We start from the raw sequence: 13,876 nt of genomic DNA, 5'->3' as shown, positions 1-13,876 counted from the left end.
AAATCCCCCGGGCAAGACAACTGGCCGGGGGATTGAGAGGGAGACGCCGTTTATTGCTTCAGCAGCGGCCCCAGGTACTTGCCCGTCACGCTGGCCGGGTTGACGGCCACGTCTTCCGGCGTGCCCGTGGCGATGATCTGCCCGCCGCCGGCGCCGCCTTCGGGGCCCAGGTCGACGATCCAGTCGGCCGTCTTGATGACGTCCAGGTTGTGCTCGATGATGACGAGGGTGTTGCCCTGGTCGCGCAGGCGGTGGATGACTTTCAGCAGCAAGTCGATATCGTGGAAGTGCAAGCCCGTCGTCGGCTCGTCGAGGATGTACAGGGTGCGGCCCGTGTCGCGCTTGGACAATTCCAGCGACAATTTCACGCGCTGCGCTTCGCCGCCGGACAGGGTGGTGGCGCTCTGGCCCAGCTTGATGTAACCGAGGCCCACGTCGAGCAGGGTTTGCAGCTTGCGCGCGATCAAGGGGACGGGTTTGAAGAATTCATGCGCCTCTTCCACCGTCATGCCCAGCACTTCCGTGATGTTCTTGCCCTTGTATTGCACTTCCAGCGTTTCGCGGTTGTAGCGCTTGCCGTGGCAGACGTCGCACGGCACGTAGACGTCGGGCAGGAAATGCATCTCGACCTTGATCACGCCATCGCCCTGGCACGCCTCGCAGCGCCCGCCCTTCACGTTGAACGAGAAGCGCCCCGCGCTGTAGCCCCGTTCCTTGGCCGTCGGCACGGTGGAGAACAGGTCGCGGATCGGCGTAAACAAGCCGGTATAAGTGGCGGGATTCGAGCGCGGTGTGCGGCCGATCGGTGCCTGGTCGACGGAAATGACCTTGTCGAAATGCTCCAGGCCGCTGATCGATTCGTGCGGCGCCGGTTCCGTCTGCGAACCGTACAAATGGCGCGACAGGGCCGGATACAGGGTGTCGTTGACGAGCGAGGACTTGCCCGAGCCGGACACGCCCGTGACGCACGTCATCAGGCCCACCGGCAAGCTCAGCGACACTTTCTTCAGGTTGTTGCCCGTCGCGCCGGTAATGACCAGCTGCTTTTCCGGATTGCTGGCGTGGCGCTTGGCCGGCACGGCGATTTTCAGCTTGCCGTTCAGGTATTGCGCCGTCAGCGACTTCTTGTTTTTCAAAATGTCTTGCAGGCTGCCTTCGGCGATGATCTCGCCGCCGTGCACGCCCGCGCCGATACCCATGTCGACGATGTAGTCGGCCGTGCGGATCGCGTCTTCATCATGCTCGACGACCAGCACGCTGTTGCCGATGTCGCGCAAATGTTTCAAGGTTTCGATCAAGCGGTCATTATCGCGCTGATGCAAGCCGATCGACGGTTCATCGAGCACATACATGACGCCCGTCAAACCGGAGCCGATCTGCGATGCCAAACGGATGCGCTGTGCTTCGCCGCCGGACAGCGTATCGGCGCTGCGGTCCAGCGACAGGTAATCGAGGCCCACATTGTTAAGGAATTTCAGGCGCGAAATGATTTCCTTGACCACACGGTCGGCGATCTCTTTCTTGGCGCCCGTCAATTTCAGTTTTTCAAAGAATTCCAGCGTCTCGCGCAGCGGTTTGCCCGCCACTTCATAGATGGCGCGCTGCTGCTTGCCGGTGCCCACCTTGACGAAGCGCGCTTCCACGCGCAGGCGCGCGCCATCGCAGGACGGGCAGCATTTTTCATTGATGAACTTGGCCAATTCTTCCTTGACGGCCATCGAATCCGTTTCGCGGTAGCGGCGCTGCAGATTGTTGACCACGCCTTCGAACGTGTGTTCCTTGATGACGGTGCGGCCCCGTTCGTTGACATAGCTAAACGGAATGACTTGCTTGCCGGAACCGTACAGCACGGCTTGCTGTGAATTCAGGTCCAGCTGCTCGAACGGCATGTCCAGGTCGAACTCGTAGTAGGCGGCCAGGTTCGACAGCATCTGGAAGTAAAACTGGTTGCGGCGGTCCCAGCCCTTGACGGCGCCCGACGCCAGCGACAGATTCGGGAACGCGACGATGCGTTTCGGGTCAAAGAATTCAATGTGTCCCAAGCCGTCGCATTCGGGGCAGGCGCCCATCGGGTTGTTGAAAGAGAACAGACGCGGTTCCAGTTCCTGCAGGGAATAGCCACACACATTGCAGGCGAACTTGTTGGAGTACACATGTTCCTGGGCGGTATCCATTTCGTAGGCGATGGCGCGGCCGTCGGCCAGCCGCAGGGCTGTTTCGAAACTTTCCGCCAGGCGCTGCTTGATGTCCTGGTTCACCTTGACCCGGTCGATGACGACGTCGATTGTGTGTTTTTCCGTTTTCTTTAATTTCGGGAGGTCATCGACTTCATAGATCTTGGCGGCATGCGTGCCGCTCTGCACGCGGAAGCGCACGAAGCCCTGCGCCTGCATCTGCTCGAACAGGTCGACGTGTTCGCCCTTGCGGTTGGCGACGACGGGCGCGAGTATCATCAGCTTGGTGTCTTCCGGCATGGCCAGCACGGCATCGACCATTTGCGACACGGATTGGGCGGCCAGCGCGTTTTCCGGATGGTCGGGGCAGTACGGCGTGCCGACGCGCGCATACAGCAGGCGCAAATAATCGTGGATTTCCGTCACGGTGCCCACGGTCGAGCGCGGGTTGTGCGACGTTGCCTTCTGTTCGATGGAAATGGCGGGAGATAATCCCTCGATCAGGTCGACATCCGGTTTTTCCATCAGCTGCAGGAACTGGCGCGCATAGGCCGACAGCGACTCGACATAGCGGCGCTGGCCTTCCGCGTACAGGGTGTCGAAGGCCAGCGACGATTTGCCGGAACCGGACAGGCCGGTAATCACGATCAGCTTATTGCGCGGCAAATCGAGATTGATATTCTTGAGGTTATGCGTGCGAGCGCCGCGAATGCGGATCTGTTCCATGTGATTGCCTTGCTTTCAGTGAGTGGTGCGGCCGGCGCATTGCGGGAACTGCCAGATGAGGCAGCCACAACGGGTCAACCTGTTACTATAGCCGGGTTTTGCTCTGCATGCCTGAGGCAGTCACGGGCGGATTGCGCCGCCCCGCGTAGGTGCCCCGGCAAAGTTTGATACAGATGCGTGCTGACGTTCAAACACTGTATATAATACCAGTATTCAAGTTTCTTGTTTTCCCTTGCCGTGAAAAAAACGTGCTGCCGCATGGTCGCTAGCGTCCGTTAGAAAGCGGATGCTTTGCGCCGCATGGTCGCTTATAATCGTCGTTTGGTAAAAAATCTCACGCGCGGGGCTACCGGCTCCCGCAGCGATTCATCAGGAGTTATTCATGGCATCAGTCAACAAAGTCATCATCGTCGGCAATCTGGGCCGTGACCCGGAAATCCGCTACATGCCTAGCGGCGACGCGATCGCCAACATCGCCGTGGCCACTTCGTACAAATCGAAGGACCGCAACACGGGCGAACAAAAAGAATTGACAGAATGGCACCGCATCTCGTTCTTCGGCCGCCTGGCGGAAATCGTCGGCCAATACCTGAAAAAAGGCTCGTCCGTCTACGTCGAAGGCCGCCTGCAAACCCGTAAATACACGGACAAGGACGGCGTCGAGAAGTACGCAACCGACATCATCGCGGAACAGATGCAAATGCTGGGCGGCCGTTCCGGCATGGGCGGCGACGCCGGCGGTGGCGATGACAGCTACGGCGGTGGCGGCGGCTACGAAGCACCGGCCCCGCGCCAGGCACCAGCCCCGCGTCCAGCCCCGGCACCGGCACCACGTCCGGCACCGAAGCCAGCACCGAACTTCTCGGACATGGATGACGACATCCCGTTCTGATCGGAATACATCATTTCATCAGCAATGCCCTGCACATCCTGGATGTGCAGGGCATTTTTCTTTTGCGGCGCCTGCGATGGGCTGCCACGCCATGAGGTGGGCATGTCCTGCGCGCAAGCTGCAGCGTAATATTTTCTAGGAGTAACAAAAGACCATTGCCGATACAGTTTACTGTCCAGTGGTGACAAAACGAGAGAATGTCGTAGATGAAACCTTATAAAATAATCTACGCCACCCTTTGCCGGTGGCCGGAATTGTGTATTTTTTGCGGTTCCGAGCGCAGGTCCATCACTCAAGGAGAAACTTATGATTAGTAATACCCAAGTGGTTCATGGTACCGGTTCTTTCAACACCTCTGGCTATTCCCTGAAACGCGCCAACCGTGACATCGCTGCTGCCAGCAACGTCGCCGTGGCCGCGCTGGATATTGCCGCGCTGGAAAACAGCCGCATGCACGGCGCCGCTCCGAAATGCTCGCGCAATAACCTCGAGTGCATCGTCGGCCCGAGCACCGTGCTGTCGTCGATGTAATTACTGACTGTGCCCAAGGTGGTGCTAGCCCTAGCCCACCTTGGGCTTTATCCGAGGGAGGCTCAATGAATCGAGAATTAATTGTAGTAACGACCCATGGAACATCCAGTTTTGACATCGGCGAGGATGAGCGCGTGCTCGATGCCCTGGCGCGCAATCATGTGCCCTGGACGGCGGTGGCGACCTACCTGCGCGATCCGTCTGGCGCCTATAGCCTTTTTCCTTGCTTGAGTGAAACAGGCAGCGCGATTCCGCCGGACCGGCAAGTCTATGCATTTTTTCAAAGAAATATTGATCCTTTCCTGCACACCAACAATACCTTGCAGGTTTCCCCACCCGCCAACAATGAAGAAGCCGTTGCCGAATATATCTACGCCAACGGCGCGGCAAAGGGCGGTCCGAATATCCTGAAACGCCTCTCGTCGAACGAGTGCAAGCTGGCCGTGCGCGATGCCGTGGCACAAACGCTGCGCGACACCCTGTCGCCTGGCGACAAGCTGGTGGTCGGCGTGAGTGGCGGAGGCGACAGCAATGCCTTGCTGTATGCCTTGTCGCAATTTGACGAGTTCCCGATCGACATCCATCCAGTCATTATCGAAGGACCGGGCGAGTGGAATTCCGGCGTTCCGCGCGCGCGCGAGCTGGCACAGGCCTACCATCTGCCGCTGACCGTGGTATCGGAAGAAGAATCGAAAGCGATACTCGGCGCCAGCGCTGGCGGCCTGGGCATCACCGACCGTTTTGCCCGGGAATTTCCCGACGATGACTTCGAATTCCTCGGCACCCTGATCATCCGGCGCGTACTGACGAGCGTGGCCAAATCGCTCGATGCGAAATTTATCGCCACCGGCCTGAATTTCGAAGACTTGCTGGGCGAGATGTTCGCGATCATGGCGACCGAGCGCCGATTATTGCCCCTGCCGGCCCGCCCGATCGGCGACGTCACTCTCGTCTATCCCCTGTGGATGACGCCCAAGAAAATTATCGATGGCTGCTTCCCCAAGTATTCGTTTTCGAATTACGCAGACCGTTATCCCGGCTATGCGGAGGGACGCAACGCATACTATTCGATGGCGTACTGGATGGCGTCGGCGTTTCCTGGCTTGCCCGAGAAAATGTTGCGCTGGGCGGCAAAGGAAGGTTCTGCCGGGGAGACGGTGTTCCCTGTGGATGAGGTGCTGGGCTATGAGACGCTCGAGCCCGTGAACTGGGCACTGAGGGAACGCTTCCTCAGGATGTTGCGCACCACCGCCTAGCCTGCCGGACAACCGCTGGCGCGCCTTGCCCTGGGCATCCTTCGCATTGCCGCGCGCCACGGTTGTTCCGATGCGGTTGATACTCCATTAGCTATCGTTGGGAATGATATGTCCGTCATCAAAGAACACACGGCACACCTGGCTGCTGCCGCCCACGCCCTTGAGGCCATCCGGAACGCTGCGGCGCACGCGTTGATTACGGAACGCGAGGTGGCTGGCAAGATCGCGTGGTCCATGACCTTGCATGCGGCGCAGCAGGCACTGTCGACGGTACAGGATTGCTGCCGGAGCTTTGCCCTGGGCGAAGCGCCTGGCGCCCCGCCTTGCGCGGACGAGGGCGTGCACATCGACGCGCATTTCGCCACCCTCCGGCACAGCATGCAGGCGCTCGCCTCGTTCGGCTTGTGGGCCAAGAGCGAGCTGGCGGCACAGAAAGTGCTGTGGTTACTGCCTGCCATGCAGAGCGGCTGCCAGCGCCTCGAAGGGCAGGTGCTGCCGGCGCAGTGGGATTGTCCCGAGCTGCCCGGGCGCCCCGAGCAGCTGGAGATCGTCGACTACGTGCGCTATGAGCTGGACCGCGATTATCCGCGCAGGAAATTGCACCAGCAGATTTTTAATGTGGAAGTGTGCGCCGGCGAAGTGTGCGCCATGCTGGTGCTGCGATTCCCGGAGTTGCCGGGCGACGTGGCCGAATCGCTGACCTTGCAGTGCGCGGAAGAATTCCGCCACGCGCAGCTGCTGCTGGGCGCATTGGCGAACGAAGGGGGCCGCATCGGCGAAACGCCGGTGTCCCTGGGTATCTGGAAAAGTTGCCGGGCGGCGCAGAATGCGGCAGACTGCATCGGCCTCGAGCAAGTGATCGGCGAAGGCTTTTCGCTGGGCGCCGACCTGTACTATGCGGAGCTGTACCGTGCCATCGGGCGCGCTGATATTTCCCTGCTGCATGAATGCATTTATATCGACGAGGTCAACCACGTGAAGAATGGTCTGGCCAGTTTTCACACCCTGCTCGGCGCGCAAGCCGTGCAGCGCCTGCGCACGCTGGAAGAGTCTTCCAAGGTGAGCGTGGTCGGCGGGCGATTTTTCAATGCCGCCGCGCGCCAGTATGTCGGTTTCAGCGCGACGGAAATCGAACGCCAGCGGGGCCGTTCTCAACCGGTGGAGTTACCTGACCTGCAGGGGATGATGGAATGAATTTCGACGCAGCCCGCCAGTTGGTGGAACAACACATCCTGCCCGCCTATCCGCATGTCCTGGCGGCGATCATCGGCGGTTCCATCGCGCGCGGCCAGGGAACGGCCACCTCGGATATCGACCTTCTGCTCCTGTTCGAGAACGTGCCGCATGCCTGGCGCGAGACGCGCAAGCTGGGCCAGCAGACGGTGGAATTGTATGGCCATGACTTGCGCTCCTTCGATTACTTTTGCCGCAAGATGGACCGTCCCGGCGGCCGGATTCCGATGGCGATGATGGTTATCGAGGGCAGGAATCTCTTGCCACAGACAAACACATCCGTCGCCCTGTACCAGCTGGCGCAGGCGATCTACGACGCAGGTCCGCCAGCGCTGACAGGCGATGCCCTGGCCAGCCGCCGCTACGAGATCACGACCTTGCTGGAAGACCTGGTCGACAGCACGGTGGCCGAGGAAACACTGGCGATCGCCACCAGGCTGTATGACGTGCTGGCCAATTTCGTGCTGCGGGCCGGGGGCGCGTGGAGCGGCGTCGGCAAGCATCTGGCGCGCCGGCTCAGGGCACATAGCCCATCGATTGCGGATGAGCTGCATGCCGCCATGCGCGCGATCCTGCTCGACCCACCCGCCGGCAAGCAGGCGTTTGGCGGCCTGGCCGCGCGTGCGCTGCAGCCGTATGGCGGGCCCTTGCTCGACGGGTATGCCCTGCATGCGCCGGCGGAATGGAAGAGTGACACGCCAGCGCTTGCCGCCTGAGACGGCTGGCACTGTGTTGATGCGCACGGTGCAGGGCCGGCCGGTACAGCTATTCGGTTTTCCGCTGGTCTTCATGACCGTCCTGATCGACGTCCTGTGCGCGGGACTGGTGGCCCCCGTCTTGCCGCGCCTGTTGCTGCAATTGACGGACAGTCCCGCCCAGCCCGTGCTATGGCTCGGTTATCTGGGGATGTTGTTTTCGCTGTCGCAAATGTTTGCCTTGCCACTGCTGGGGGCATTGTCGGACCGCTTTGGCCGGCGCCCCCTGCTGCTGCTGTCGAACCTGGGCGTGGCAGTGTATTTTTTCTGTCTGGCGGACACTGAAACGCTGGGCCAATTGGTGCTGGGGCGTATCTTGTGCGGCATCACCGCTTCCAGCTTTGGCATCGCCTATGCATTTATTGCGGACTGTTCCGAGGGGGCTGCGCGCAACCGCGCCTTTGCCTCGATGGGCGCGGCGTACAGCATGGGACTGGTGGCGGGGCCGGCCCTGGGCGGCTGGCTGGGCAATATCGACGTGCGGTTGCCCTTCTACCTTGCCGGCTATTTGTCGCTCGGCAATCTCCTGTACGGCGTACTGGTCTTGCCCGAATCTTTGCCGCCGGACAAGCGCGTCCCCGTCAGCTGGCGCATGAGCAATCCATTTGGCGCCGTGTTCGAGTTGGCCAGGCGTCCCGAACTGCGTTTCCTGACCCTCGCGTATCTGCTGGTGGCCAGCGCGCACTGGTCGATTTCCGTGGCGTTCGTGTTTTACACGCAACAGCGGTATGGCTGGGACTCCACCCAGGTCGGCTTGATGCTTGCCGTGCTGGCAGGCTGGGGCGGCGTGGCGCAGATGAAATGTGCACCGTTTCTGATGACACGATACGGCCCGCGGCGCACGGCCATGCTGGCCTATGCCGGCTGCTGTGCCGGCTTCTTGTGCCTTGCCCTGTCGCGCCAGTCGGCGGGGGCATATGTGGCCATTTTTTTGCTCGGCGTGGGAGAAATGGCCAATCCGGCACTGCAGGGTCTGCTCACCAGCGCCGTATCGGCGCGGCAGCAGGGCTGGCTGCAGGGCGCCGTCAAGAGTGCCGGCAGCCTGGCGGGCCTGGCGACACCGGCACTGTTCGCCATGCTGGTCGCCGTTGATCCTGCCAGCCACGACAGCGGTGCGGCATTTATCCTGGCCGCCATGCTCTTGCTGGCCGCCTGCCTGGCGCTTGCCGCCAGCAAATACTCGGCTGGCAGCAAGCCGGCATGACGCGGATCAATGCGATGCGGCTTCTTTTATGCCCATTTCCAGGCTGTAATTCGCCACCGCATTCCTGCGCGCCGCATTGCGCATCAAATATACCTGCACCGTGTACTCGCCATCGGCCGGCAGTGCCGCTTGGTAAGTGTTGCCGCTGGTCGAGCCGATGAACAGGGCTTCCTCCTGGCCGGCCTGGCGGATGTTGAAGTAATTTGACGTTTGATTGGTCTTGAGCTTGACGCTGAGGGTCTGGCCCGCCTTGCCCGTCAGCGTGTATTCGGCCGTGGCGTAACCCTTGATCTTGCCTTTGACCGTATGCGTGGCCTGGTTCGCCGTCAATGCCACGCTTTCCTTGTGGACGGGATCGGCGCTCCAGGCGGGCGTCGTGAAAACGAGGGCCGCCAGCAGCAGGCTGGCGCGGATGGGCAAGTGGCGATGCGGCATAGGAATTTTCCTTGGAAAGTAGATTGCAACGAGGCAATTGCGATGCCATCCATCTTACGCCAGCTGGCGCCAGGCGCCTGTACGGCAGCGCGCGCATGGCATGCTGAAACGCCATTTTTTCCGCCTTTCTTGACCTGCGCGCTTTTTCCGGGCACGCACGTTTCAGGATGCGGCGGATTAAGAATTTCAGGTAGGCTGCAGCTCCTCTCCCTGTACTGAAAGGAAAGCAACATGGGTATTTCCGGAAAAGTCGCGCTGGTCACGGGTGCCGCGCAAGGCATCGGCAAGGCCATCGCCTTGCGCCTGGCCAAGGATGGCGCCGATATCGCGCTGGTGGACCTGAACCAGGAGAAACTGGACGCCGTCGCCGCCGAAGTGCGCGCGCTGGGGCGCCGCGCCGTCACCTGCATTGCCGACGTGTCGCAATTGCAGCAAGTCACGGAGGCGGTGGCGTTTGCCGAGCGGGAACTGGGCGGCTTCGACATCATCGTCAACAACGCCGGCATCGCGCAGGTGCAGCCGCTGCTCGATGTCACGCCGGAAGAGGTCGACCGCATCATGCGCATCAATGTGCAAGGGACGCTCTGGGGCATCCAGGCGGCCGCCAAGACCTTCAAGCGGCGCCAGCAGAAGGGCAAGATCATCAATGCCTGCTCCATCGCCGGGCATGACGGCTTCGCCTTGCTGGGCGTGTACTCGGCCACCAAGTTCGCCGTGCGCGCGCTGACGCAGGCGGCGGCCAGGGAACTGGCGGCCGACGGCATCACCGTCAACGCGTATTGCCCCGGCGTCGTCGGCACCGACATGTGGGTCGAGATCGACAAGCGCATGGCCGAGGTGACGGGCGCCGAGCTGGGCGCGACATACAAGAAGTACGTGGACGGCATCGCGCTGGGACGTGCGGAGACGCCGGAAGATGTGGCGGGACTCGTCTCCTTCCTGGCGGGACCGGATGCCGATTACATGACGGGCCAGGCGCCCTTGATCGATGGTGGCCTTGTGTACCGTTGATGCATTGATCAGGCATAAAAAAACAGGCCACGCTGTCGGTGACAGCGTGGCCTGTTTGCGTTGCATCAAGGATTAATTGATGCTCACTTCCTTGCGGTTATCGCGCGAGACCCGGTCGATCATTTTGTTATACGGATCGACGCCCACTTCGAACGGTTTGTCCTTCACCGTGATGGTGAGCACCGGGTCGCTGCCCGACAGCATGCGCCTGGCGGTGTACAGGACTCGTTCATCCTTTTCCTTGCCGCCCGCGGGGCGCGCGAAGATGGCGATTTCCACCGGCTCGTCATAGGCGCGCGGGCTTTCCTTGCCCTTGCCGTCGGATTCGAGCTTGGCCAGGTGCAGCTGCATGGTGACATCCCACTGGCCATCCTTGCGCTGCACGGCCGACGCTTGCGTCACGCGGTTGTCGTAGAAGACGATCTTCTCGAACAGGTCGGTGATCAGCGCCTGCTTGTCCTGCGGCGCTTCGGCGCGGATGTAGGCCAGCAGTTCCAGGGTGGTGGTGAACGGCGCCTGCTGGTAGCCCTTGTCCTGCAGATAGCGTTTCAGAGCACGGTTCAGCGCTTCCTCTCCGATCTCGTCGCGCAGGCGGTAGAACACCAGGCTGCCCTTGTTGTAGTGGATGTATTGCTGTCCTTCCACGCGCGCCAGCGGCAATTCCTCGATGGCCTCGCCGCCGCGTCCGCTCAGGTAGCGGTCAAGCTCATAGCGCAGGAAGCGGCGCATTTTCTCGCGGCCGTATTCCTTTTCCATCACCATCAGGGCCGAGTACTGCGACAGCGATTCCATCAGCATGGTGGCGCCCTGCACATTCGCGCCGATCACCTGGTGGCCCCACCACTGGTGCGCCATTTCATGCGCCGTGACGTAAAACACATAGTCGATGTCATCCTTGTCGCGCAGGTCGGCGATGAAACCGATGTCTTCCGAATACGGGATCGTGTTGGCAAACGACTGCGCAAAGCTCTGGTAGCCGGGGAATTCCAGGATGCGCACCTGCTTGTGCTGGTAGGGCGTGAAGCGGGTGGTGTAATAGTCGAGCGACTTTTGCACGGAGGTAATCATGCGATCCGTGTTGTAGCCGTGCTTCTTGTCGACATAAATCTCGATCGGCACGCCGTGCCAGTCGCCCTTTTTGACGTCCCAGCGCGCCGACAGGTAGGCAAAGAACGGCATCATCGGCTGGTCCATCTTGTAGCGGTAATAGCGGCGGCCATCCTTTTCCCAGCTGGCCTGCAGGTAGCCGGGCGCCAGGGCGGTCTGCTCGCCGCTGGTGGAGACGGTGGTGTCGAAATGGATCCAATCGGCATCGCCGCCCAGCACCGTATTGCCATACGCGGAGCTGTCTTCCAGCTTGGCCATGCGCTGCGGTTCGCCCAGGCCACGCTTGCGGCGCTCATTGCGGTCCGTCAACTCCATGTGCTGCGCATAGCCGAAGTGGGGGAAGAAGCTCTGGTTGTTGAAGAAGCTGCCGTTCAGGTTGACCTGGTCCGGCGCGCCGCTGTTGGTGAAGCCCTCATGCGTGACGGCCACCGTGAAGTCCAGCGGCAGGGTGGCGCCCGGCGCCAGTGGCTGGGCCAGCTTGAGGATGCTGAAGCCGAGCTCCTTGTCATCGAGCACGATCTTGTGCGCCGGCAAGTTCAACCACCGTGTTTCCAGGTCCGGGTTAAGCTGGATGCGCAGGGTGTCGAGTGCTTGCGTGGTCTTGTTTTGCAGCACGTAGTGGCCCTTGATCAAGACTTTACGTTGCTCAGGATAAATATCCACATCGGCCTGGATGTCGGTGATCTTTAGCTGCGGCAAGTCCTTGTATTGTTTGTACAATTTCTCGTAGCGGGCTTGCTTGTCCATGCCGATGTCCGCCGTCTCGTATTGGTTCAGCACATTCGTGTTGTAGAAGATCCAGCCGCCCGTGCCCACCCAGCACAGCAGCACCACGGCCAGCGCGGCGCCGGCGCGGCCTTGCAGGCGCTGGCGGGCCAGGCGCAGGCGCGCACGCCAGCCGGCGGCCAGGCCGCGCACCCAGAACGCGCGGGCCAGCATGACGAGCGCCACGGTAAACAGGCTCCAGTACACGGCAAACCAGGCCCAGCCTGTCAGGAAGTGGCCATAGCCATTCATGTCCGAATACTTGATGGCTGGCGTGCCGCCGAAGGCATACAGATTGTGTTCCAGGTGCAGCATGCCCAGCACCATTTGCGCCACCATCAGCAGGATCACCAGCAGGTAGCCGATGAACTTGTTGTTGGACAACACTTGCAGGGTGAGCGCGCACAAGCCCATCAGCACGAAGAAGAGGGAACCGAGCAAGCTGCCTTTCAGGTACAGCCCCAGTTCCACGGGCGCGCCGCCCTTGTAGAGCTGAAAACCGATGGCCGCGAGGACGCCCACCAGCAGGTAGCCGGCGATGACGCCGATCAGGGCCGTGCACTTGGCCAGCAGGGGCACCCAGCCGGGCACGGGCATGGCGTCGCTGACGTCGGCGATCCTCACCTGGCGCTCCTTGAAGATCAGCTCACCCGCATAAAAGGTGACGATGATGATCAGCATGAAGCTGAAGCTGTTGTTGATACTTTGCAGCATCAAATGGGTCATCGGATACACGGCCGTGCCATACATGTTCTTGGCCATGCTGGAGCTGGCGAGCAGGTTGATGACGCCGAACAGCAGCATGACGAGGAAGGGCACGCTCTTGAAGACGCCGGCGGCGTCGAAGCGCAGGATTTGCCACCATTGGCGCCAGGCCGTCGCCGGGGTAAAGGTGGGAAGGGTGCGCGGCAGGTGCAGCGGCGCCGTCACGGCCGGTGCGGCTGCCTCGGCCTTGTGCTTGCCGAACAGGCGTTTTCCCGTGCCCGTGCGCTGCGGCTTGAACAGGACCACGGTGGCGGCGAACAGCAGGGCCGCAATGCCCAGCCACAGCAGGCGGTTGGCCAGCAGGAAGCCGGACAGGGGCGGCAGGCCCGCGTTCGCTTCGGCGGACGTGAAGTAGCGCGTCATGCGGCCCAGGGCGCGCATGCCGAAGGGGTCGAGCAGAACGGCGACCCATTCGTTGTTGATATCGCGCGTCAAGGCGCCAGCCATGCCCCACAGCACGAAAAAGCCCAGTACGCCCACGTAGACGAGCAGCATCGAGCGCGTGGTGGCCGCCAGCAGCATCAGCAGGGCGCCGATGAAGAGCAGGTTGGGGATCACCATCACGCCGAAGCTCCACGCATACGCATGCAGCGAGAACGCGCCGACGCGCTGCGGGTCGACCCAGGGCATGAGGGGACCGAGCATGAGCGCCAGGGCAATGGCGGCAAAGATCACCAGGCAGGCGACGAAGCCGGCGGCGAAGCGGCCGAACAGGTAGTCCCACTTGCGCATGGGCGTGGCGAACAGCATGTCGGCCATGCCCACTTCGCTGTCGCGCAGCACGGCGCCCGCGATGAAGATGGTGATAAGCAACATCGACAGCAGGCTGAACATCGTCAGCAGCTGCGCCACCACGGTGGGCGCATTGCGGTTGATGTTGCCGATGGCGCCGCCGATCTGGATCGAATCGCTGCTGCTGGCGCCAAAGGCCATCAGGGCCAGGATGGCGGCAAATACCCACAGCAGCGGCTGTTTCAGCTGGTAGCCGAGGTCAAACTTGAAAAATTCCTTCCACATGGCGG

General features: G+C 61.4%; 10 protein-coding genes. 7 read left to right on the top strand and 3 right to left on the bottom strand.

From position 1 onward, the window contains the following. Positions 1–50: 50 nt before the first annotated feature. On the bottom strand, positions 51–2,900 hold the full coding sequence (uvrA, locus tag IGS61_RS25395; RefSeq protein ID WP_230542129.1) for an excinuclease ABC subunit UvrA: 2,850 nt from the start codon (positions 2,898–2,900) through the stop codon (positions 51–53). Positions 2,901–3,282: 382 nt separating this feature from the next. Between uvrA and ssb the strand changes: the two genes are divergently transcribed. The 6 genes from ssb to IGS61_RS25365 all read left to right on the top strand — a co-directional run bounded on the left by ssb (position 3,283) and on the right by IGS61_RS25365 (position 8,771). Beyond that, complete coding sequence (gene ssb, locus IGS61_RS25390; protein WP_034781209.1) at positions 3,283–3,792, top strand: single-stranded DNA-binding protein; 510 nt, start codon at positions 3,283–3,285, stop codon at positions 3,790–3,792. A 306-nt stretch (positions 3,793–4,098) separates the two neighbouring features. Further along, positions 4,099–4,323 carry a hypothetical protein gene (locus IGS61_RS25385; RefSeq protein ID WP_230542128.1) on the top strand — a complete coding sequence of 75 codons (225 nt, stop codon included), beginning with the start codon at positions 4,099–4,101 and terminating at the stop codon, positions 4,321–4,323. 65 nt (positions 4,324–4,388) lie between these two features. Next, a complete protein-coding gene (locus IGS61_RS25380) occupies positions 4,389–5,579 on the top strand; it encodes a hypothetical protein (RefSeq protein WP_230542127.1) in 1,191 nt (396 codons plus the stop codon). Between the two features lie 108 nt (positions 5,580–5,687). Continuing rightward, positions 5,688–6,773 (top strand): DUF455 family protein, encoded by a 1,086-nt coding sequence (locus IGS61_RS25375; protein WP_230542126.1) that lies wholly within the window; start codon positions 5,688–5,690, stop codon positions 6,771–6,773. Then, positions 6,770–7,528 (top strand): nucleotidyltransferase family protein, encoded by a 759-nt coding sequence (locus IGS61_RS25370; protein ID WP_230542125.1) that lies wholly within the window; start codon positions 6,770–6,772, stop codon positions 7,526–7,528. The genes IGS61_RS25375 and IGS61_RS25370 overlap by 4 nt, the downstream gene beginning before the upstream one ends. Further along, a complete protein-coding gene (locus IGS61_RS25365) occupies positions 7,503–8,771 on the top strand; it encodes an MFS transporter (protein ID WP_230542124.1) in 1,269 nt (422 codons plus the stop codon). Before IGS61_RS25370 ends, IGS61_RS25365 begins: the two co-directional genes overlap by 26 nt. Before the next feature lie 6 nt (positions 8,772–8,777). On the opposite strand, the gene IGS61_RS25360 is transcribed toward IGS61_RS25365, so the two are convergent. After that, complete coding sequence (locus IGS61_RS25360; RefSeq protein ID WP_230542123.1) at positions 8,778–9,206, bottom strand: hypothetical protein; 429 nt, start codon at positions 9,204–9,206, stop codon at positions 8,778–8,780. Positions 9,207–9,437: 231 nt separating this feature from the next. Here IGS61_RS25360 and IGS61_RS25355 point away from each other — a divergent pair, with 231 nt between their 5' ends. Further along, positions 9,438–10,217: an acetoin reductase gene (locus IGS61_RS25355; RefSeq protein WP_230542122.1), complete on the top strand. Its 780-nt coding sequence runs from the start codon at positions 9,438–9,440 to the stop codon at positions 10,215–10,217. Between the two features lie 72 nt (positions 10,218–10,289). Here IGS61_RS25355 and IGS61_RS25350 read toward each other — a convergent pair whose 3' ends face one another. Then, entirely contained in the window at positions 10,290–13,871 is a 3,582-nt protein-coding gene (locus tag IGS61_RS25350) for a M1 family aminopeptidase (RefSeq protein ID WP_230542121.1), read from the bottom strand. Positions 13,872–13,876 lie beyond the last annotated feature (5 nt).

This window comes from Janthinobacterium sp. FW305-129 (genome assembly GCF_020858115.1).
Taxonomy (GTDB): Bacteria; Pseudomonadota; Gammaproteobacteria; order Burkholderiales; family Burkholderiaceae_D; genus Janthinobacterium.
Note: the sequence above shows the minus strand (reverse complement) of the source record. Positions and strands in the feature narration are given on the sequence as shown.

Coding starts and splice junctions, on each gene's coding strand:
- IGS61_RS25375 (WP_230542126.1), top strand. CDS start 5,688: ATGTCCGTCATCAAAGAACACACGGCACACCTGGCTGCTGCCGCCCAC.
- IGS61_RS25380 (WP_230542127.1), top strand. CDS start 4,389: ATGAATCGAGAATTAATTGTAGTAACGACCCATGGAACATCCAGTTTT.
- uvrA (WP_230542129.1), bottom strand. CDS start 2,900: ATGGAACAGATCCGCATTCGCGGCGCTCGCACGCATAACCTCAAGAAT.
- IGS61_RS25350 (WP_230542121.1), bottom strand. CDS start 13,871: ATGTGGAAGGAATTTTTCAAGTTTGACCTCGGCTACCAGCTGAAACAG.
- IGS61_RS25385 (WP_230542128.1), top strand. CDS start 4,099: ATGATTAGTAATACCCAAGTGGTTCATGGTACCGGTTCTTTCAACACC.
- IGS61_RS25355 (WP_230542122.1), top strand. CDS start 9,438: ATGGGTATTTCCGGAAAAGTCGCGCTGGTCACGGGTGCCGCGCAAGGC.
- ssb (WP_034781209.1), top strand. CDS start 3,283: ATGGCATCAGTCAACAAAGTCATCATCGTCGGCAATCTGGGCCGTGAC.
- IGS61_RS25360 (WP_230542123.1), bottom strand. CDS start 9,206: ATGCCGCATCGCCACTTGCCCATCCGCGCCAGCCTGCTGCTGGCGGCC.
- IGS61_RS25370 (WP_230542125.1), top strand. CDS start 6,770: ATGAATTTCGACGCAGCCCGCCAGTTGGTGGAACAACACATCCTGCCC.